Below are 21,828 nucleotides of genomic sequence, written 5' to 3'. Positions count from 1 at the left end.
TAAATGACCGTGACGATAAAAAATTATGACGCAGTTTGCATGGCAACCAATTAGATACCCTTTACTTCTTTCTACTTTACTAATTGGCTGTACTTTTTTCTCCAGTAATGTTTTAGCTGAAGACGTTATTAATAACTCATTAGATTACTCAAGCTCAAATAACCTATTGCTTCAGCAGTATAAAGACAATTACGTTCTACCCTTTTACTACACTCAAAAACCTAACTATCCAGAATACCAATCGGTTATTCCTGAAGACGGTAAATTAAGTAAGTACAACGTTAACTTTCAGATAAGCCTAAAGTACCGTTTAGCTTCTGGTATTTTAAATCAAAACGACAAGCTCTATGTGGCTTATACACAGCGTTCAAATTGGCAAGCGTATGCTTCTTCAGCCTATTTTAGAGACACAGAATATGAGCCATCTATTTTTTGGACTCTGCCTGAAAAAGCCGAAAATAATACTTTGGGGTATGCTGGAACAACTGTTGGTCTCGTCCATGAATCCAATGGTAGAGGTGGTGAACAAGAAAGAAGTTGGAATCGTGCATTTGCTGACTTCGCATTCGAACATAACAACTACACATTAAGTATCAAGCCATGGCTACGTCTCGACTTTGGTGCAAAAGATTACAATAAAGATATTACCAACTACATGGGATACGGACGCGTCAGCTTGAACTGGTCTGTTGATAATAAAAATCTTATTTCACTGACTGTACGTAACGCTTTGGAAAGTGGGTTTTCACGTGGTTATGAGCGCATTACATGGAGCTTCCCAATCTATAAGCGCCTACGTGGATATATGATGTTAGAAAGTGGTTACGGTATTTCGATATCTGACTACAACCATTACGATAATGCAGGTGGTATTGGTTTTTCTTTCTAATCAATAAAGAGGTTCTATCTGTATACTTAAGATAGAACCTTTTATTCACTTCAGGCGTAAAACTATCAGCAAAAAATACTTAATAGTACATTTCAAACTATTCACTCCTAGATTTTCGATCTAAAATCCCGCTTTCGATTATCCCTACCACTTTTAAGAGACACCTTTGTGATGGAAAAAATATTTGAACGAATGATGTATGGGTCACGTTGGTTAATGGCACCTATCTACTTCGGTCTCAGCTTTGTGTTATTGGCACTTTCAGTCAAATTTTTTCAAGAAATCTTTGATGTGATCCCTGTCATTATCACAATGAAAAGTATGGACTTAGTCCTGATTATTCTTTCGCTTGTTGATATTGCTCTTGTTGGCGGACTCGTTGTTATGGTGATGTTTTCTGGCTATGAAAACTTCGTTTCACGCCTAGATCTCGATGATCATGACGACAAGTTAGGTTGGTTAGGTAAACTTGATGCAAGCTCATTAAAAAACAAAGTATCAGCCTCTATTGTTGCAATATCTTCAATTCATTTATTAAAAATATTTATGAATATAGAAAATATTGATAACTCAAAATTACTCTGGTACTTGCTCATTCATATTACCTTTGTATTATCTGCTTTTGCGATGGGATATCTTGATAAGATCACCAAACACTGAGTGAACAATAACGCAAGGATGCGTTCACACGTTATCTAAAAACGCCCTATTGTTCCCTATTTCACGAATAATGAATAATTAGCAATAAACATCATATTGGAACACTATATGCATTTTCTTGTTATATCCCAATAACGAGAAAGACCAATGAAATTATACTTATTGTTTTTTTTACTGCTTTCGTCACCATCAGCGTATAGTTTCAATAACCACTCTCCTATTACCAACATCGAAACAAGAGCGGTATTAATGTATGATTCTACAAACTGTAAAACACTACTCCAGCTATCATTTTTCCATGCTGGCTTATGTGTAAACAGAGCGTTAAATAATTTCCAGCCCCTCACGCCGACATCAATATCATCTACCTATCAAGAAGCAAATATCGCGATAAATTTTGATTCTGATACACGTTTGTATATCACGTCTTATAGTGAGAATGATGCTTACGGTGTCCATTTACATATCCCTATTAATACATTTAGTCGCTAGGAATACAACGATAAATATTTCGCAATTTTGTAACGTGTTTTAATATCCCGTTCCCCTAACGACATCAACATACGGTATGATGCTATCAATTAAGACAATTGAGTATTAAGCATGTATCATCAAACACTTAAAAAATATTTTGGTTTTGACTCTCTTAGAACGGGTCAGGAAGAAGTCATTACTCGTGTTCTTGATGGCCATTCTGCTGCCGCTATTTTCCCAACGGGCTCAGGTAAATCACTGTGTTACCAACTCCCTGCAATTGAATTACCGCACCTAACACTGGTGATCTCACCACTTTTAGCATTAATGAAAGATCAGCTTGATTTCCTTGCATCAAAAGGTATTCCCGCAGCATCTATCGACTCAAGCCAAACTTGGCAACAGACTCAGCAAGTTATGCAGAATATTCGCCAAGGCGAAATTAAAGTATTAATGATCTCTGTTGAGCGTTTGAAAAACGAGCGTTTTAGACATTTTATCAGTCAAGTTCCTATCTCATTACTCGTCGTTGATGAAGCTCACTGTATTTCAGAGTGGGGACACAACTTCAGACCCGATTACCTGAAATTACCTTATTACCAACAGTCTTTAAATATTCCGCAAGTACTACTATTAACAGCCACGGCGACACCAGCTGTTATTAATGATATGCAAGATAAATTCAATATTGCAAAAGATGATATAGTCGTAACAGGTTTCTATCGCAAAAATCTTGATCTCTCTATTTTAGCAGCCCAAGATGATGAAAAATTGGATGTATTACAACAACAATTGATAGCACAACCTAATACACCATCTATTGTTTACGTCACTTTACAGCATACTGCAGAAGAGATTGCGGCAACTCTCACAAGTAATCATATTCCCGCTCAGGCTTACCATGCAGGTATGGATGCCGATCGTCGTCAGCATATACAACAGCAGTTTATGGCTGGAGAAATTAATTGCATTGTTGCTACCATCGCCTTTGGCATGGGGATCGACAAATCTGATATTCGCCAAGTGATCCACTTTGATCTACCAAAATCGATTGAAAACTATAGTCAGGAAATAGGCCGAGCTGGTCGTGATGGTGAAAACTCAACCTGCACAGTCATTGCAAATAAATCAGGTCTAAATGTGCTACAAAATTTCATTTATGGAGATACGCCTGATCGCAGTTCGATAGCGACCGTATTAAATGAAATCAAAACTCAATCACAACAGTGGGAAGTAATGAATAATCGGCTATCAAAAGACGCCAATATTCGATTATTGCCTTTAAAAACACTATTGGTCTATTTAGAGATTCGCCAGATCATTGAACCTCAATATACTTATTTTGCTGATTACCGTTACAAGCTCAACATTAGCCAGCATGAAATTTTATCCCATTTTAATAATGAGCGTCGCCAGTTCGTCGAAGCCATTTTTGCTTGTTCAACAAAAGCAAGAGTATGGAATACACTGGATATGGACGCATTATGGCAAGGCTATAATGCAGATAGAAAACGTGTTGTTGCAGCGATTGACTATTTTAATGAAAAAGGGTGGATCACTCTAGAAAGCAAACAAATGACGGATGTGTATGCTATAAAAAATCATCACTTTGATATCGATGTTGAGAGTGAGGCACTGTATCAACTGTTCCAACAAAAAGAGCATAGTGAAATAAAACGTATCAATAGTATGATTGATTTTTTTGAAAGCAAAACCTGTTTAAGCTATCAATTAGCGCGCTATTTTGCTGACCATCATGCTCCAGAACATTGTAACCATTGCTCTGTTTGTCGAGGAAAAAGCATCACATTGCCACCATTACCGATACTACCTGAGGTTTCCGATCAGGTTTTAACCCAATGGTGCGATCAATTCATCAATGCTTGTGATATTCCACCATCTGTTGCTGCTATTACACGATTTTTAAATGGCATGACAACACCATTGACCACCAAGTTAAAAGCCAAGCAATTTGATGGTTTTGGTCAACTTGAAGCGTACCCCTTTGAGCAAACTTTTGCTCACATTACACGCTTATATGGCTAGTCTATGTTAATTCTTTATCAATTTAGATATATGAAACTCACTTTTCATTATTAATGAATAGCGATCTAAATCACAACGTTCTAGAATAGCCTCTTAACCTATGGGGATTAAAGTTATGACTATTGAAAAAGAAGAATACCAAGTTTGTGAAGCATGTGGCGTATCAGGCGAACTAGGTTTTGTCATCAAAGAAAACGATGATACTGCTGACGTTCAAATCTTTGCTCAAGGTAAAGATGCACTAGAAGTAGAATTAGCAAACTACCTTGCACTAGCAAAAGAAGTAAATGCTAACTACAAAGTTGAAACAACCCCAGTAGATGAAAATAGCACAGAATTAACAGCGCGCATTCAATTCGAATGCAGTGCTGAGAAGCTAATTTTCGAACTTCGTAGCCGCTCTCTAGCTAAGTAATTATCGTTCTTTAGCTTTAGCCAGCAATGATTATCAATATTGATAATCATTTCTGGCTTTATTTTACCAATACTAAGCTTTTCCACATTAAGCGGCCGTTCAATTCCACTTCATTTTCAACAGCACACTGAAGCTTATAACCATCGATATCAATAATAGCGCCCAATGAATAAGCTTTATCCTCATAGAAGCATAAACGCTGATTGGTTACTTGCCCATCAAGATTAAACTCAATGCTTGGCTCTATTTTTGACGTATCAGCAACACTGTAGGTTTTCGCCTGTGTCGGTAAGCTCAAGAGTATCATCACTAAGCCACTTATAACGAAACACTTAATAGAACGCCCCTTCATCATCCCAAACTCCATTTAAATCCTTTATTTTTATAGGCGACTATATTTTTCAAATAATAAAAAAGCAGCCAAAGTGGCTGCTTTCTCATTAGATCAAATACTAATATTCAATCGCACGTGGAAGTTCTTTCGCTTGTGCAATCCAATCTTGAACGCTTTTCAATGCCGGCAATTGACGAACTAACGCCTTTTCTTCATTCACTTCTAGCATTTTTGCATGTAAATTATCTGCATTACGCTGCGCAAGTTCTGGAACAGTATCAACACCAGAGAGCTCTAATAAATCAGCGTATTGAGTGCTAATACCTTTAACACGCGATAAATCAGCTCGGTTAATCCACTTTAATACTAATTTACTACTAATGCCCGTTGCTTCAACAATAGCTTTTCGGCCTGCAGGTTTCTGACCTTTATCCAATAATTGCTCCATCGTATGGACATCTGCCGCTTCTAATTTAGCCGCATATACTTCACCGATACCTTCAATAGTTGCTAGTTTAGTCATTATCTGCTCCAAAAATTAAATAAAGTCCATCATTACAACATAATAGACAACAGAAAATTAAAAAACTCGAAAAAGTGCAAAAATAATTTCAATCCAGTAAATAGACAAATTAATATGCTGTTTCGCTCACAAAACCTTTAAAAATGGTTAAGAAAGTAATCTTTAAATCTTAGCCTAAGCTCCAATTTTGCATATAACGAAAAAAAAAGCTCAGCATTTATAATGCTGAGCTTTTTTCATTCAGGGAAGTTATTTAAGTGGCAGTGTTTCTTTCACATAATCTCCAGGCGCTGTATAAAGTGATTTATAATTATCACTTCCAATTTCACGCGCTGGCACTTTTTCTTTCTTATTAAAATCCCCTAACCAAGTATCCCAATGCGTCCACCAAGAGCCATCCTGACGTTTAGCATTATCTAACCAAGATTCTGGGTTTTCATCTTGCTTATCACTTAGCCAAAAACCATATTTATTCTTTTTAGGATGATTTACTATCCCTGCAATATGACCAGACTCTCCGAGTACAAATGTCGACTTCCCACCTAGCTTCTGAGCGCCTCTATATGTACCTTGCCATAAAGCGATATGGTCTTCTTGAGTAGAAATAAAGTATGTTGGTACTTTGATTTTAGATAAATCAATAAAAACACCACCAATTTTTATTCCTTTATTATCGACTAACTTATTATTTAAATAGAACTCGCGTAAAATAGTACTATGACATGCAGCTGTAACATTCGTACTATCACCGTTCCAATAAAGTAAATCGAAGTCTATTGGGCTATTTCCTTTTAAGTAATTATTTACATAATAATTCCAATAAAGGCTATTTTCACGCAATAAACTAAACGTCACACTCAAAGAGCGGCCGTCCATATAACCATTTACATCGTTCTGTGCTTCAATTGCAGATACTAATGGATCATTAATATAAGCACCAATTTCACCCGGTTGTGAAAAGTCGAGTAATGTTGTAAAAAATGTTGCTGATTTAATACGATTACGCATACGTTTTGCTGCGTAATACGCCAGAGTAGTCGCTAATAATGTACCACCAATACAGTAACCTGCTGCATTGATTTGTTTTTCGCCAGTGATATCTTCAATAGCGTCAACGGCAGGGATAACACCGTCTAGTACATAGTTTTCAAAATCCACATCTCTTTGTGGTGTACCTGGATTTCTCCAAGACATCATAAAGACAGTATGACCCTGCTCTACAAGCCAACGAACCATTGAGTTATTTTCACGTAAATCAAGGATATAATATTTATTGATAAACGGAGGAACAATTAACAATGGTGTACTATTAACATTTTCAGTTAATGGCTTATATTGAATAAGTTCAAATAACTCATTCTTAAATACAACTTCACCATCAGTATTTGCAATATTGACACCCAGTTGGAATGCGTCGCTATTAGTCATGCGAATTTTCAGGACATCCGCACTGCTCTGCATGTCTTCTTGCAGTAACTCCATCCCTTTAATTAAGTTTTCACCATTAGTTTCAACGGTCAACTTAGCCAGTTCTGGGTTTGTAGTAACAAAGTTTGTTGGCGACATCGCATTGATTGCTTGGCGTGAAAAAAAGCCTAAACGCTCTTTTGCCTTCTCATCAACACCTTCAATAGAATCAATCGCTTCACGCATTGAGTCGCTAAAAAGCAAATAAGATTGCTTAATATAATTGTAAAACGCTTCATTTTCCCATGCAGGATCGCTAAAACGTTTATCATCTTTTGCTGGCTTAATTAGAGATTGTCCACCCTCAGTTGATGGCATAGCAATATTCTGCCAGATCTTAACTTGTTTTTCCCACCAATCCATTTGGACTTGAGCAAGTGCTGCTGGCTGTGATGCTGCTTTTTCAAAAAACTCTGCAGTATCTTCCAAATTAATATCATTCAGCGCTTTATTTAATGGGGTGTTCATGGCTGCCTTGCCGGAGTCTAACTCCTTCCACCATAGCTGGTTCATATCTTGGAGCTTGGCAAAGTAGTCCGAAAAGAAGTGATTGTTCATAACAAAAACCCTGTACTTGGACTAATTCAATTACACTTGGGAACAGTTGACTCAGCATAATTGAGATAAGCTGTAACAAAAAGTCGCCCTCATATAAATGAGAGCGACTAGAAATAAACCTTAAGCTACTGGCGTTGCTTTTTTAACATTGTCAGCAACAAGCTCTTCTACTTCTGTTTTGAATGATTGAGCAACAGCGTTGAACTTGTTGCTATCATCAATAAGCTGCTTAGAAAGCTTAGTCAACGTTTCAAGTTGTTGGCTATTGAACGCAGTTAGAGATTGGATATCTTTTACTTCGCTAACAGCTTTAAGCTGAGACAGACCTAAATCACTGTATGCACGAACTGCTGCAAGTTGTAGCTCAGTTAGCTCTTCAACATTCTTAGTGAATAGTTTGTTGAACTTAACGTATGGTGCTAGTGATTTTTCAGTTTGCTCAGAGAACGACTTAAACATTTCCGTATACATAGATCTTTCCTCATTGATAGTAATAAAGCACTGCATGTATCCTCATACAGCGCCGATATTTAGATAAAAATTAAACGCGTTTTAGAATAACGGCTGTACCCATACCACCACCTACACATAAGGTCGCAATACCGTACTGATCTTCCCGGCGGCGCATTTCATGTAATAAGCTCACTAAAATTCGATTACCTGATGCACCTAGTGGATGACCTAGAGCAATAGCTCCGCCATTGACGTTTGCACGTTCAACGAGATCTTCAACTTTTGAATTCGTTTCTTTTGCTACTTCATAAAGCACACCTAGAGCTTGACCAGCAAAGGCCTCGTTAAACTCTAAACGCTCAATTTTATCAATTGATAGTTGTGCTTTATCTAATGCTTTTAGTACTGCTGGTACAGGCCCTAAGCCCATAATTTCAGGAGCAATACCTGCTTGCGCGTAACTTTCAATTTCAGCAAGTGGCGTAAGGTTGTATTTATTTACTGCCGCTTCTGAAACAACAATAATTGCACTACCGCCGTCATTAATACCTGATGCGTTACCAGCAGTAACAGAACCATCACGTTTAAATGCAGGTCGTAGTTTTGCCAGACCTTCGATTGAAGCGTCTTGTTTCGGGTACTCATCGGTATCAACAACAACAGTTGCACGACGACCTACCACTTCTACAGGTGTAATTTCATCAACAAATTTGCCTTGCTCAATAGCAGCAACCGCTTTTTGTTGGCTCGCTAGTGCGAAGTTATCTTGCTGTTCACGTGTTAAGCCTACTTTCTCAACAACATTCTCAGCGGTTACACCCATGTGGTAATTATTAAAGGCATCCGTTAAACCGTCAGCAATTAATAAATCGCTAAGTTCAAGGTTGCCCATTTTTTGCCCATCACGAATTTTCGATGATGCACAAAAAGGAATTTGAGACATGTTTTCTGCGCCAGCAGCAACCACGATATCAGCATCGCCAGCTTTGATGTGCGCGGCAGCATCCATTACCGCTTTCATACCACTACCACACACCATATTTAATGTGTATGCAGGTACTTCATTTGGAATGCCTGCTTTTAGAGCAGCTTGTCGACCCGGTCCCATACCTTGACCAGCACCAACGACATTACCGAAAATCACTTCATCAATCGCTTCTACTGGCACTGATGTTTCTGCTAACGCGCCTTTAATTGCGGCTGCGCCAAGTTCTGCTGCTGTTACTGATTTTAGTGCGCCGTTAAAACTACCAATTGGTGTACGTTTTGCAGCAACAATAAATACCCTAGCCATATTAATTCGCGTCCTTACTTAAAAAATTCAATAATCAGTCAATCATGCTTATTGCATGTATAAGCCGCCATTTACTGATAATGTTTCACCAGTAATATAGGCTGCTGCATCACTTGCTAAAAATGTCACTGCTGCTGCTACTTCTTGTGGTAGCGCTAAACGGCGCATTGGAATTTCAGCTTTAATTGAATCAAGTACTTCAGGTTTAATCGCTTCAACCATTGGCGTACCTGTATAACCAGGAGCAACGGCATTTACAGTTACACCAGCACGAGCGCCTTCTGCTGCTAGTGCTTTTGTAAAGCCAATCATACCGGCTTTAGCTGCTGAATAGTTTGCTTGACCAAACTGACCTTTAAGTCCATTCACTGATGTAATATTAATAATGCGAGCATTACCTTTTTTACACATTGAATCGAATAAAGGCTGAGTAACATTAAACAGACTGTTTAAATTTGTATCTATTACTGCATTCCATTGATCAGCAGTCATACGCTTGAATGTAGTATCTTTAGTGATACCAGCGTTATTGACTAAAACATCAATTTGGCCTTCTTCTTGAAGCAATGTTGCTAGTGCTTCTTGACAGTAATTCGTATCAGTTACGTCGAGTGGAAATAATCGAACAGACTCAGATGAATAATTATTAGCCGCGAACCACTCTTGAGCCGCTTTTTCACCTGTTGGGTAATATGTTGCAACTACTCGAAAACCTGCATCGACTAATGCTTGAGTGATCGATGAACCAATACCACCCTTAGCACCTGTAACTAATGCTACTTTACTCATTTAAGGCTCCTTCCTTTTTTTATCTAATTATTAATACACTTGATAAACTCAAGGTTTGTCTCATAATTTAACAATTTAGCCTATGAGCTATATGTGAACTACCTATACGACATGGTTCACATATTAAGCATCATATAATACAGCTATATTACAAACCCGTTGCATACTTAATATAACAACACAGATGCATATTGATAGCAAGAAAGTAATTAACAATTTTAATGCTATGTGACACTAGTATTAACAAATCACTCAATATGATTAAAGCGACACATTTTAATTTAACAATTGGGATGTTGATTTATATCATGGCATTCTTGTAAATATTTATTATTTCGATAAAAAAACAGATGGTTAAAAATAACATCCAAACCTGAAATAAAATAAATGTAACTAAATTGTTAAGTTTAAGTTTCTTGTTAATTGGTTGTGAGTAAAGTTATGCGCCGCCTTTGAAATACCACTCGCGTTTATTTTTTAAGCAGCTCTATCTCAACCTTTGTTTGCAATAATTCAAAACAGAAGACGACATAAGTGACTTGATAACTTTCTTGCTGCCCTGATATATATGAAACGTATCGAATGAATGGCTAACAGCTATTCTGATAATCTAAAAAACGTGAACTAAAGCCATATTAGATAGTCTCAGCTTTTTTACTTAACGTATTAAGTAAGCTCTAAAGGAAAATGAATTTATGTTAGCGAGTACTTTTCAACGATTAAATCACTACTTACAAAGCCAAGTCATTGGTCAACCCGATTTAGTGAAACAGTTATTAATTGCTTTACTGGCTGATGGGCACATCCTTGTAGAGGGTCCTCCAGGACTGGCAAAAACACGCGCTGTTAAAGTGCTTTCTGATTGTATTGAAGGTGAATTTCACCGTATTCAGTTTACGCCCGATCTATTACCTGCTGATTTAACAGGTACTGATATTTTTCGTCCTGAAACAGCTGAATTTATTTTCCAACCAGGCCCTATCTTCAACTCATTAATCCTTGCAGATGAGATCAACCGTGCGCCAGCAAAAGTACAGGCTGCAATGCTTGAAGCGATGGCTGAAAAGCAGATCACCGCAGGTCGAAAAACATACCCATTACCTGAATTATTCCTAGTAATGGCAACGCAAAACCCAATTGAGCAAGAAGGTACTTACCCACTGCCTGAAGCACAACTAGACCGTTTCCTATTACAACTTAATGTCGATTATCCAAGTGCTGAAAGTGAATTAGAGATCTTACGTCTAAATCGTGGTGAAGCATTAGGTATTGAGAAAGCAGAGCCTGTTCATATTAGCCAACATGATATTTTTGCTGCCCGAAAAGAAGTGCTTAACATTCATATGGCAGAAGATGTAGAGCATTACATTATTCGTCTCGTCATGGCGACACGCCAATCTGAAAAGTTCAGCTCTCAGCTTAAAGATTGGCTTCAAATGGGTGTTAGCCCACGTGCAACATTAGCCCTCGATCGTTGTGCTCGAGCTCACGCTTGGCTAAGTGGTCGTGATTTTGTTACACCAGAAGATATCCAAATAATGGCATACCCTGTTTTACGTCATCGCTTATTACTTAGCTATGAAGCACAAGCTGAAGGTATTGCAGCAGATCGCGTAGTTGAAGAATTGATTTCACAGGTCGCTAGTATATGAGCAAATCACACTTAACCGTAGCGCTGCCACCCCATAGCGATGGGGTTAATGTGTGTTTGGCTGAGCTACTGCAATATAAGAATCAGGCCGTGCGTTGGTTGCCACCAGCGCACAGTATCTGGTCACAATTAAATGGCCTACATCAAAGTCGCCACAAAGGACGTGGAATGAACTTCTCAGAAGTACGTCCCTACCAAGCTGGTGATGATATTAGAGCTATTGATTGGCGTGTAACCGCACGTACTGGCAAAACACATACCAAACTATTTACCGAAGAACGCGAGCAACCCGTTATGTTGCTGATTGATTTAAGCCGAAGCATGCAATTCGGTTCACAATTAATGCTGAAATCTGTTCAAGCGGCTCACTTTGCTAGCTTATTAAGCTGGCTCGCTATAAGTGAACAAGATCGTATAGGGGCAGTAATTTATAACGGTTTGAATGTTAATGAATGTAAGCCAACAGCACGCCAGCAAGGTCCACTTCATATAATCAATAAGCTTATTGAATCACAACAGTTAGCATTAAATGCATTAGAAGAGCCTCAACAATTTAACTTTTCTGATGCATTAAAACGATTACACCACCTTTGTTCAAAAGGCAGTGAAATCATTATTATCAGTGATTTTAACCAATTATCACTCAATGATAAGCGACGATTAACACAGTTACGTCAGCATAACCGAATTCAATTTGTCCAAATCCATGATCCACTGGAACAAGGACAAACACAATTTAGAGGCTATGAACACGTTGCCGATAAACAACAATCGGCATGGCTCAATTTTTCATCAAAGAAAACACGTGATTCATTAAGTCAGCAGTATCTAACGCATCAAAACTTTGTGGCTGATATCGCGAAATCACTGGCGATCCCTCTACATTATTTATCTGCAGCGGAACCTTTGTTGCAGCAATTAACAACGCGTCAAAGGAGTTAAGTAATGGCAACACCAAGCGTTCAACAACTCCCTTTAGCGGATATACATCTACCTCAAGCTCCTAACTTTTGGCCTTTAGCGTGGGGATGGTGGGTATTATTTGCTGTTGTGATTTTCTCTATTGCAGTAGTAGTCACTCTTATTAGGCGTAAAAAGCATGCTGATGCTGCACAAAAAGAAGCATTACAGAAACTTTTGCTAATAACAGAGGAACAAGGGTTACCCGCTCTCAATACATTACTAAAACAAGCTGCATTAAGTTATTACTCGCGTACTGTCGTTGCGCCATTAACAGGTGAGGTATGGTTAGCATTTTTAGATAATCAACTCCCCGCAAAATATAGTGGCTTTTCAGAGCTTAAATCGGTGTGGCTATCAGGTTCATTTTCAAACACACCATTGAGTAGTGATGACTTTCAGCAATGTAAAATAATGGCAAATACATGGCTTAAACATGCTTTGCCGCCACGAAAACTACCCAGCATGACGCAAAAGGAGTCTTCAAATGTTTGAATTTGTATGGCTTTGGGCTTGGGCATTGTTGCCTTTAGCATGGCTAGTTTACCGTTTTAGTAAACCTGTTGTGCAACCTGCGGCAATTCAATTACCTAAATTACCCAGCGGTGTTGGTCAAAAACAGCCTCGCTCTATCATACGTAAAGTATTAATGGCTTTACTGTGGACTTGTCTTGTCTGTGCTGCTGCAAGACCGGTTTGGTACGGGAACCCTATCGAAATAAAACCAGAACACCGTGACATGTTATTAGCTGTCGATTTATCGGGCTCAATGTCAATTCCAGATATGGTGACTAAAAATGGGCAAAGTGTTGATCGCTTAACAGCAGTAAAACATGTGTTATCGGATTTTATTGAAAAACGAAAAGGTGATCGCTTAGGTTTAGTCCTTTTCGCTGATCATGCTTATTTACAAACACCTCTTACATTTGACCGTAAGACGGTTGAACAACAACTAGATCGTACTGTTTTAGGCTTAATTGGACAAAGCACTGCAATTGGTGAAGGCCTAGGTATTGCGACTAAAACCTTTATTAACAGTAAAGCGCCACAACGGGTAATTATTTTATTAAGTGATGGTGCAAATACCTCTGGTGTTATTGATCCACTCCAAGCAGCTAAATTAGCCAAAGAAAGCGGTGTGAAAATCTATACCGTAGGTGTTGGTGCCGATCAAATGGTGCAACAAGGTTTCTTCGGTGATCGCATCGTCAATCCATCACAAGATCTTGATGAAAAGACTTTAACTGAAATCGCCAAGATGACGGGCGGTGAATATTTCCGAGCACGTAATCCACAACAGCTTGAGAAAATTTACGACATCATCAATAAACTTCAACCTGTCAATAACGCCCAGCAAACATGGCGTCCACGTGATGAGTTGTTCCGATATCCTTTAGCCATAGCATTACTACTTTCTGTCGTCATTGCTGTTATGAGGAGACGTCATGGCTAATTTTACTTTTATGCACCCAATGTGGTTCTTGGCACTTGTGCCATTAATCTTTCTTTTACCTTGGCTTAAAACCAAGAAACAAACCACAGGGTTAATTGCGCCACACCTAGCAAAAAAGTTAGGTATGGCTCAGCCTAAATCGGCATCATGGCCCATTGCCATACTCACTTTGGGCTGGCTAATCGCTGTGATTGCGATGGCTGGCCCTAGTTGGCAAAAAGTAAAACTACCTGCTTATAACCTAAGTGGCGCACGCGTATTGGTAATGGATATGTCCCGTTCTATGTATGCGACCGATATAAAGCCGAACCGTTTGACACAAGCGCGTTTCAAAGCACTTGATATGTTACCGGGGTGGAAAGAAGGCAGTACAGGACTTGTCACCTATGCAGGGGATGGTTATGAAGTGAGCCCGTTAACGGCAGATAGCCATACTTTAGCAAACTTGATCCCTAGCCTATCACCAAAGATTATGCCTATTCCTGGTAGTAATGCCGCGGCAGGTATTGCTGAAGCGATAAAGTTACTTAAACAGGCTGGTAATAGTACGGGTGATATTATCTTAGTGACCGACGGTATGTCTAAGCAGGAATCAGCGAAAAGTTTAGCCGAATTAAAAGGTACTAAATATCGTGTCTCTATCTTAGCAATGGGCACAGTTGATGGAGCACCTGTTCCACTGCCTGATGGTCGATTATTAATGGATAATGGCTCACCTGTTATTTCAAAAATTAATCTGAAAACACTAGAACCTATTGTTAAGCAAACGGGTGGTATTTTACAGATGGTTCAACCGACAGACCAAGATGTTAATGCAATTGTCCACTTCACTGCAAAACCACAAGATAGCGGTAAAAAAGATCAACAAAAAGAACTACAAGAACGTTTAAATGGCGGATTTTGGTTAGTTTTACCTTTGTTATTACTGGCATTGCTTGGTTTCCGTCGTGGCGTTGTCATTGCCACTATGTTCTTCTTTTTACCCATAGATCATGCACAAGCGAGTCCATGGGTAAATGCTGAGCAGCAAGCTTACCAAACTTATACCGATGGTAAATATAAGCAAGCGGCACAAGATTTTGAATCTCCGCAATGGAAAGGTATCGCTGAATATAAAGCAAAGAATTATGCTCAAGCCATTGAAACCTTAAAGCCATTACATGATTCAATGTCGCAGTACAACCTAGGTAATGCTTATGCAAAAAGTGGTAAATTACAGCAAGCGGTAGATACCTATGAAAAGCTACAGAAAGCCGATCCTAACTACCCAGATGTTAAGAAAAACCTCGATATCGTAAAGAAAGCACTGGAGCAACAAAAGAAACAACAGCAACAGAATCAGCAGAATCAGCAGAATCAGCAGAATCAGCAGAATCAGCAGAATCAGCAGAATCAGCAGAATCAGCAGAATCAGCAGAAGAGTGACAAGCAACAGCAGCAATCACAAGGCTCTAATGATAAAAAACAGAGCCAAGATAATAGCCAGCAGTCACAACAAAACCAAGATCAGCAAAAATCATCGGATAACAAACAATCTAATGATAAGCAGTCTTCAAAATCTAAACAAAATAACCAAAAGCAGGATCAGAACAACACAAGTAAACAGCAACAAGGTCAGCCTGATAAACAACAAGGAAAAGATCAGCAGCAATCTCAACAGGCAAATAGTGATAAACAATCACAGCCAGAAAAAGAGAAAACAGCCAAGCAAAAAGCGGCTGAACAACATCGTGCTGATGAAAGTGCAAAACAAGCAGCAAAGCAACAGCAACAGCAACAGCAACAGCAACAGCAAGTAGAGGAAAAATCAGCCACTAAGTCTGAGCAAGATAAACGCAGAGAAACAAATAACAACAATCAAGTACAAATGAGTGACCAAGCAGCAAAAGACGGAGAAGTGCTTTCAGCCAGTAACCCTATTTTGAAGAAATTGGAACAAGTACCTGATGACACCAGTGGTTTGATCCGAGCTCAATTAATTTTGCAAGCGCAACAGAAAGAAGCGCAGCAAAAAACTGAGAACTCATGGTAATAGGACAATGAATAGATTTATGAATAAATTATTTTTTGGCAAAAAAGTAACTACACCATTGTTGTACATTGCTTTGTTTTTCAGTGCGCTACTATCAACCCAAGCGATGGCGGCACAAGCGGAAGCAACAGTGTCTAAAAATATTGTTGGTGTTAATGAGGTTTTCCAATTAACGGTTGCTGTCGATGATAGTGTAAATACAAATTCACTTGATCTTGCACCATTAAGTCCTGATTTTGCTTATGGCCGCCCTAGCGTAAGTAGCGGTACTTCGATGATTAATGGGGTTATCTCACGTAACACTAGCTGGACAGTAGCAGTAGCTGCAACCAAGGTTGGCACTCTTACGATCCCTGCGTTTCAAATTGGTAGCTCAAAAACCGAACCAATTACGATTACTGTTTTGAAAAGCAGTAAACAAACACAAGCAGCCAACGCGAACCAATCATCTATTTCCATTGAAGGTATTAACGATAAATCAACCATCTATGTAGGTGAGTCAATTAATTATCGGGTGCGTATCTTAATTGGCGAGCAAATGGATCAAGCGACTTTAGCACCACCTTATGGTGATGGACTAACAGCAACGCAAGTTGGGCAAGATGCTCAAAACGAGGTTGTTCAAAATGGACGTCGCTATATTGTGATCACCCGCAATTATCAAATCACAGCAGATAAGCCCGGAAATATCACCTTACATGGTGCGAAATTCAGCGGTAGCGTGATTAAAGGGAGTCGTGGCTTCGGTTCAACGTTAACAATGCCTGTGGATAAAACAGCAAAAAATATTGAACTTACAATTAAAGCAAAACCAAGTAACTATAAAGGTTTATGGCTACCAACCTCTGATTTGCAACTCAACCAAGTATGGCAACCATCAGTCAATGGTAAAACAACCGTGGATGCAAAAGTAGGCGAGCCTATTACGCGTATTTTAACCTTGCGTATTAAAAATATTGCACAAAGTAATATGCCGAATATCAGCTTAACGTATCCAACATCGGTAAGAAGTTATGATGAGAAACCTGAATATTCAGAAGGGAATGGCTATACAACAATGACGTTAAAGCAAGTCATCATACCTCGTGAAACAGGCAAGATTGAATTACCTGCTGTTAGCATTAATTGGTGGAATACCCAACAAGAAAAACAGCAAACAACAAAAGTTGATGGGCTAACATTAAATGTAACGGTCGATCCCAATGCAAGAAGTACAATTACGCCACCAGCATTAACAGCACCATCCGTTGTTACGCCTCCAAATAATGCCAATGTTAACAATGCGCATAGCAATGTAGCACAACATGACTACTGGCAATGGGCGACAGCAGTGTTTGCTTTACTTTGGTTAATAACGCTTGGGCTATTAATCAAAGCACGTAAAACGCAACCTGCATCAAATACCGAAATCGTTCTTCAATCGGGTACTACAAATGTAGAGCAAGCGTTGAAACAAGCCATTACCAAACGCGAAACAGTAAAAATTCAGACTTACTACCAACAATGGAAACAGCAGCAGCATGAGAAACTAGCTGCGAATCCAGATCTAGCAGAACAATTAGATAATGCTATAGCTGAAATTATGGCATCAACTTATAGCCAAGATCGCCAGCAATGGAACGATAAACGTATTATGCAATTGCTTAATCAAGCACAGCAACTGAAAGCAACAGCATCACGTAAATCATCTCTCTCAGACTTAGATCCTAAATAAATATATTCATTAAATAGCGACCTCAAAAACCTCTGTTGCAGATATAAATGCTGTAGCAGAGGTTTTATTTTCTTACATATTAAAGCATTTAATTCTTTTTGTTTTTTTGCATTTCCATCAAGATTTGCATGACTAGATAACATCTATTAACACACATTATACATTCATTGCTATTTATCGTTATCAAACAAGCTGATTGTATGCCAATTCATCATATCTTGATAATAAAATGTTAAATATAACGTTATATTAATGTTGGTTAAAACCTTATAAAAAGATAACTAGCTATTTCAAACAGATCCTGTTAAAAAATGTTTCAGACGCAAAATAAAAAGCTATTCACAGAACATAAAATGCAGGATGTTATATGAGTCAATCACAACCTTTTTTAGCCAGAGTGGCCAATGGTAGTTTAGTTATACAAATTATGGTCGGTATTGTTGCTGGCGTATTACTTGCGACACTATCACCATCATCAGCGATGAGTGTTGGTTTTCTTGGGGGATTATTTGTTGCAGCGCTAAAAGCCGTTGCTCCTATTCTTGTTTTCATTTTGGTTGCTTCATCTATTGCCAACCAAAAGAAAGGCACACATACCAACATGAAGCCAATTATCGTGTTGTATTTATTTGGCACTTTAATGGCGGCATTTACTGCTGTAGCGATGAGCTTTCTTTTCCCGACCACTTTAACGCTTGTTGCTAGTTCCAATTCAATTGCACCACCGGAAGGTATTGCAGAAGTCATTAGCTCCTTGCTATTTAAGATTGTTGATAACCCAGTTCATGCGCTTATGAACGGTAATTTTATTGGTATTTTAGCATGGGCTATAGCACTTGGTTTTGCTCTTCACCAAGCAAGCGATGCGACTAAACAAGTTTTCCATGATATGTCGAATGGCGTAACACTCATTGTTCGCTTTATTATTCGTTTAGCGCCTATTGGTATTTTTGGCTTAGTCTCTGAAACCTTTGCTAAAACAGGCTTTGCTGCATTAGCAGGATATGCTCACTTACTGGGCGTACTATTAGGTTCAATGGCGATTCTTGCTTTTGTTATTAACCCAATCATCGTTTACGTAAAAACAGGCGAAAACCCTTATCCACTTGTTTTTCGCTGTGTACGTGAAAGTGGTATTACCGCGTTCTTCACTCGTAGTTCTGCTGCCAACATCCCAGTAAATATGAAACTTTGTAAAGATCTTAACCTGCATGAAGATACTTACTCTGTGTCTATCCCACTGGGCGCCACCATCAATATGGGGGGAGCTGCAATCACTATTACTGTATTGACCCTTGCTGCCGTTCATACCTTAGGTATTGAAGTCGATTTAGCAACAGCCGTTTTACTGAGTGTTGTTGCTGCGGTATCAGCTTGTGGTGCATCAGGTGTCGCCGGTGGTTCACTACTGTTGATCCCTTTAGCTTCAAGCTTATTTGGTATCCCGAGTGAAGTAGCAATGCAAGTTGTTGCTGTTGGCTTTATTATTGGCGTGATTCAAGATTCAGCAGAAACAGCGTTAAACAGTTCAACTGATGTGGTATTTACCGCTGCGGCATGTCGAGCTGCAGAAAGAAAAGAAGCGAAGGCGAAATTACAAAACTCATAATTACGACTTATATGCTTAACCCAAATTATGGGTAAAAAATGCGGCGATATCATTCTATTTATAGAGATAATGATATCGCCGCTTTTTTATCACTATACTTAACTTAGTTATGCTTAACTTAATAAACGTAAGTTGCTTTACGAATCGCATTCGTTGACTTATTAATGACCCCATTCACGGCTTTACGCTTTTGATTGCTCACTTTTTTTTCAACACGCTTTTCTACATAAGTACCATCTTGAATTTCACTGATAGCACGTTGTGTATTATCGACTTTATTCTGGCCATTACGTATCGAGTTCTGCGTTCCATGAATTGTATTTTGTACTTTATCTATAGAATTATCGACGCGATTTAATCCTTGAATAAGCGAATCGGCATGGGCCGTTGAAAGAGTCAATAAAGCAACTACGGGGATTAAAGTAAGGTAACGCTTATACATTCATGTATTCCTTTTAACATATTGAATTTATTGCACCTCTCAATAGTAGCAACAGAGATTAAAATTTCTGACTAAAATGAAATAATAAAAAAAATCAACTATTGATTATTCCTGAAATGGATATTCCCTCCTTTCATATAGCTTTAAAATCAGTAAGTTAAACATTAACAATTAGTTACATTTTAATAAGTAGAACTGATGATAATGATTGATTTTTTTAGTTGGTAACACCTTGTCTTTGCCCGATAAAATCTTCTGACAGCGACAGACGTTTACCAACGTCCTAGCATATTTTAGAACAGAGGGAGACAATACATGGCACAGTACTCTTCCCATGCCGATATCTATACAATCGCAAGATCAGCCTTAACCAAAGCCAGTAAAAAACTGGCCGATGACGGCTTTGATACAGATCTTTATTGTATCGATGGTCGTATTCGTTTGGTGATTGATAACAATCGACATCAACCTTATGAATACGCATTACAGCTCCATAAAAATACTGATAATGAACAAATTCACCTTGAGGTAATGATTAAAAACAATCAGCAATCGTATTTAGTTGATGGGCTGTCTGAGCCTGAATTAATTGCCGATGTCTTATCGCAATACAAACGGTATCGCGCTTAATAGCATCAATAAACATAGATAACTCAGCGTTATCTATGTTTATTTCTATCTATCTCTTCGCTATTTATCACTTTACGCCCCCGCTTTTACCTATTCCTAATTTCTTGTCGCAAAAACATTCAACCCATTTTTTTTACAACCACTATGCTTTTATCATTGCCTTCTGAAATCAACTACGCATGCTGCGTTTCATAGCTAGGTAGGTAGGTGACGATGGTTGATAGTATCAATACCATGATTTTCGAGCTTTGCGCGATTGTGATTAGTGCTGCGGGCTTAGGGAGCTTGTTCCTCTTTGCCAAACAACCCATCATCATCGCGTACATCGTTGCGGGCATTATTATTGGTCCTTATGGGCTGGGCATGATCAATAATGCGGAAGCGATTACCCAAATGGGACATATTGGTGTCATTTTATTGCTTTTTTTACTTGGCCTAAACTTACAACCTCAACGCTTGCTACGTCTGTTTAGAGAAAGTGCTCTTATCACGCTTTGTTGCAGCCTATTTTTCTTTATTTGCACACTGCTTTTTGCATTAATGATCCAACTTCCTCTCAAAGATGCCATTATCACAGCAGCCGCAATGATGTTTTCCAGTACCGTTATTGGCCTTAAATTAATTCCTACCACAACGCTTCACCATCAGAAAATGGGAGAAATAATGACCAGTATCTTGTTAATTCAAGATATTTTAGCAATTACTGTTTTATTACTGCTCAATATCGATACTGAGCAGCGTATCGACCTTGCTATCTTTTTAATATTCGCCAAGCTTCTGATTGTTATTGTTAGTGCGTACTTCGCCGTTAAGTTTATTCTGTTGCCACTAATGAAAAAGTTTGATGTTATTCAAGAATACAGCTTCGTCGCTACCCTAGCATGGTGTTTCTGTTGGGCTGAAATCAGCCATCGTATTGGCCTATCTTACGAAACAGGAGCGTTTATCGCGGGTACATTGTTAGCCGTTAGCCCCATTTCCAATGTTATTTCTATTCATTTGAAGCCATTACGAGAGTTTTTTTTAATCCTGTTCTTTTTTGCTATTGGTGCAAACATTAATGTACTGGCCAGCGATATTTATACTTTATGGGGGATTTTATTTGGTGTAGTACTGATTCGTCTCAAGGCATGGGGATTTTATCGCGCTCTTATAATTTCAAACACAGAAGCTCCTATAAACAAAGAGTTGAGTGCAAGATTAAGCCAAGCCAGCGAGTTTTCTTTATTGCTCGCTTACACAGCCGTCGCTAATGGATTAATTTCTGAACAAGGAAAGACATTTATTCAGATCGTAACATTAACAACTTTCATTCTATCAACCTATTGGATAGTGAGTCGTTACCCAACCCCTATATCGAATGTTAATACGTTACGCCAAGACTGAAGAAGCCAGCCTCTTTATAATAAGAGGGCTGGCTTATTGTATATTGTAA

21 protein-coding genes are annotated in these 21,828 nt (G+C 38.6%); 14 read left to right on the top strand and 7 right to left on the bottom strand.

Annotated features, from left to right (window positions below; translation table 11 throughout):
- The first annotated feature begins 25 nt into the window (after window positions 1-25).
- The 5 genes from CTN01_RS08240 (at window position 26) to CTN01_RS08220 (ending at window position 4,484) form a co-directional block, all read left to right on the top strand.
- Complete coding sequence (locus tag CTN01_RS08240; RefSeq protein ID WP_045149945.1) at window positions 26-889, top strand: phospholipase A; 864 nt, start codon at window positions 26-28, stop codon at window positions 887-889.
- Window positions 890-1,060: 171 nt separating this feature from the next.
- Window positions 1,061-1,549 (top strand): TIGR00645 family protein, encoded by a 489-nt coding sequence (locus CTN01_RS08235; RefSeq protein ID WP_045082480.1) that lies wholly within the window; start codon window positions 1,061-1,063, stop codon window positions 1,547-1,549.
- Between the two features lie 147 nt (window positions 1,550-1,696).
- On the top strand, window positions 1,697-2,041 hold the full coding sequence (locus CTN01_RS22915; RefSeq protein ID WP_080901984.1) for a hypothetical protein: 345 nt from the start codon (window positions 1,697-1,699) through the stop codon (window positions 2,039-2,041).
- Window positions 2,042-2,152: 111 nt separating this feature from the next.
- The gene (locus CTN01_RS08225; protein ID WP_045149947.1) at window positions 2,153-4,069 is read left to right on the top strand and encodes a RecQ family ATP-dependent DNA helicase; all 1,917 of its coding nucleotides are present in this window, start codon (window positions 2,153-2,155) and stop codon (window positions 4,067-4,069) included.
- 115 nt (window positions 4,070-4,184) lie between these two features.
- Window positions 4,185-4,484, top strand: coding sequence for a DUF406 family protein (locus CTN01_RS08220; RefSeq protein WP_045082482.1), 300 nt, complete (start codon window positions 4,185-4,187; stop codon window positions 4,482-4,484).
- A 58-nt stretch (window positions 4,485-4,542) separates the two neighbouring features.
- Here the strand turns inward: CTN01_RS08220 and CTN01_RS08215 are convergent, their stop codons facing one another.
- The 6 genes from CTN01_RS08215 to CTN01_RS08185 all read right to left on the bottom strand — a co-directional run bounded on the left by CTN01_RS08215 (window position 4,543) and on the right by CTN01_RS08185 (window position 9,902).
- Window positions 4,543-4,839 carry a DUF1496 domain-containing protein gene (locus CTN01_RS08215; RefSeq protein ID WP_230626997.1) on the bottom strand — a complete coding sequence of 99 codons (297 nt, stop codon included), beginning with the start codon at window positions 4,837-4,839 and terminating at the stop codon, window positions 4,543-4,545.
- Between the two features lie 97 nt (window positions 4,840-4,936).
- A complete protein-coding gene (locus CTN01_RS08210; protein ID WP_045149948.1) occupies window positions 4,937-5,341 on the bottom strand; it encodes a DUF4332 domain-containing protein in 405 nt (134 codons plus the stop codon).
- 249 nt (window positions 5,342-5,590) lie between these two features.
- Complete coding sequence (phaC, locus tag CTN01_RS08200; RefSeq protein WP_045149949.1) at window positions 5,591-7,366, bottom strand: class I poly(R)-hydroxyalkanoic acid synthase; 1,776 nt, start codon at window positions 7,364-7,366, stop codon at window positions 5,591-5,593.
- Between the two features lie 120 nt (window positions 7,367-7,486).
- Window positions 7,487-7,837, bottom strand: a complete 351-nt coding sequence (locus CTN01_RS08195; protein WP_005364186.1) for a phasin family protein — start codon at window positions 7,835-7,837, stop codon at window positions 7,487-7,489.
- Window positions 7,838-7,907: 70 nt separating this feature from the next.
- Complete coding sequence (locus CTN01_RS08190) at window positions 7,908-9,113, bottom strand: acetyl-CoA C-acetyltransferase (RefSeq protein WP_005364181.1); 1,206 nt, start codon at window positions 9,111-9,113, stop codon at window positions 7,908-7,910.
- Window positions 9,114-9,161: 48 nt separating this feature from the next.
- On the bottom strand, window positions 9,162-9,902 hold the full coding sequence (locus CTN01_RS08185; protein ID WP_045149950.1) for an SDR family oxidoreductase: 741 nt from the start codon (window positions 9,900-9,902) through the stop codon (window positions 9,162-9,164).
- A gap of 695 nt (window positions 9,903-10,597) precedes the next feature.
- On the opposite strand from CTN01_RS08185, the gene CTN01_RS08180 reads away from it, so the two are divergent.
- From CTN01_RS08180 to sstT, 7 genes are all read left to right on the top strand, one after another.
- A complete protein-coding gene (locus CTN01_RS08180) occupies window positions 10,598-11,554 on the top strand; it encodes an AAA family ATPase (RefSeq protein WP_045082486.1) in 957 nt (318 codons plus the stop codon).
- A complete protein-coding gene (locus tag CTN01_RS08175; RefSeq protein WP_005364170.1) occupies window positions 11,551-12,495 on the top strand; it encodes a DUF58 domain-containing protein in 945 nt (314 codons plus the stop codon). Before CTN01_RS08180 ends, CTN01_RS08175 begins: the two co-directional genes overlap by 4 nt.
- Window positions 12,496-12,498: 3 nt before the next feature.
- Window positions 12,499-13,008, top strand: coding sequence for a DUF4381 domain-containing protein (locus tag CTN01_RS08170; protein ID WP_045149951.1), 510 nt, complete (start codon window positions 12,499-12,501; stop codon window positions 13,006-13,008).
- Window positions 13,001-13,966, top strand: a complete 966-nt coding sequence (locus tag CTN01_RS08165; protein WP_045082489.1) for a vWA domain-containing protein — start codon at window positions 13,001-13,003, stop codon at window positions 13,964-13,966. The genes CTN01_RS08170 and CTN01_RS08165 overlap by 8 nt, the downstream gene beginning before the upstream one ends.
- The gene (locus tag CTN01_RS08160; protein ID WP_107342134.1) at window positions 13,959-15,998 is read left to right on the top strand and encodes a VWA domain-containing protein; all 2,040 of its coding nucleotides are present in this window, start codon (window positions 13,959-13,961) and stop codon (window positions 15,996-15,998) included. Before CTN01_RS08165 ends, CTN01_RS08160 begins: the two co-directional genes overlap by 8 nt.
- A gap of 19 nt (window positions 15,999-16,017) precedes the next feature.
- Window positions 16,018-17,712 (top strand): BatD family protein, encoded by a 1,695-nt coding sequence (locus tag CTN01_RS08155; protein WP_045149952.1) that lies wholly within the window; start codon window positions 16,018-16,020, stop codon window positions 17,710-17,712.
- A 367-nt stretch (window positions 17,713-18,079) separates the two neighbouring features.
- The gene (sstT, locus tag CTN01_RS08150) at window positions 18,080-19,321 is read left to right on the top strand and encodes a serine/threonine transporter SstT (RefSeq protein ID WP_045082492.1); all 1,242 of its coding nucleotides are present in this window, start codon (window positions 18,080-18,082) and stop codon (window positions 19,319-19,321) included.
- A gap of 118 nt (window positions 19,322-19,439) precedes the next feature.
- Here the strand turns inward: sstT and CTN01_RS08145 are convergent, their stop codons facing one another.
- Entirely contained in the window at window positions 19,440-19,763 is a 324-nt protein-coding gene (locus CTN01_RS08145; RefSeq protein WP_107342133.1) for a hypothetical protein, read from the bottom strand.
- Window positions 19,764-20,078: 315 nt separating this feature from the next.
- On the opposite strand from CTN01_RS08145, the gene CTN01_RS08140 reads away from it, so the two are divergent.
- Both CTN01_RS08140 and CTN01_RS08135 read left to right on the top strand, forming a co-directional pair.
- Window positions 20,079-20,393, top strand: a complete 315-nt coding sequence (locus tag CTN01_RS08140) for a hypothetical protein (protein ID WP_005364154.1) — start codon at window positions 20,079-20,081, stop codon at window positions 20,391-20,393.
- A 213-nt stretch (window positions 20,394-20,606) separates the two neighbouring features.
- Window positions 20,607-21,779, top strand: a complete 1,173-nt coding sequence (locus CTN01_RS08135; RefSeq protein WP_045132172.1) for a cation:proton antiporter domain-containing protein — start codon at window positions 20,607-20,609, stop codon at window positions 21,777-21,779.
- Window positions 21,780-21,828: the final 49 nt, after the last annotated feature.

Origin of the sequence: Photobacterium angustum (assembly GCF_003026365.1) — a bacterium.
GTDB lineage: Bacteria > Pseudomonadota > Gammaproteobacteria > Enterobacterales > Vibrionaceae > Photobacterium > Photobacterium angustum.
Note: the sequence above shows the minus strand (reverse complement) of the source record. Positions and strands in the feature narration are given on the sequence as shown.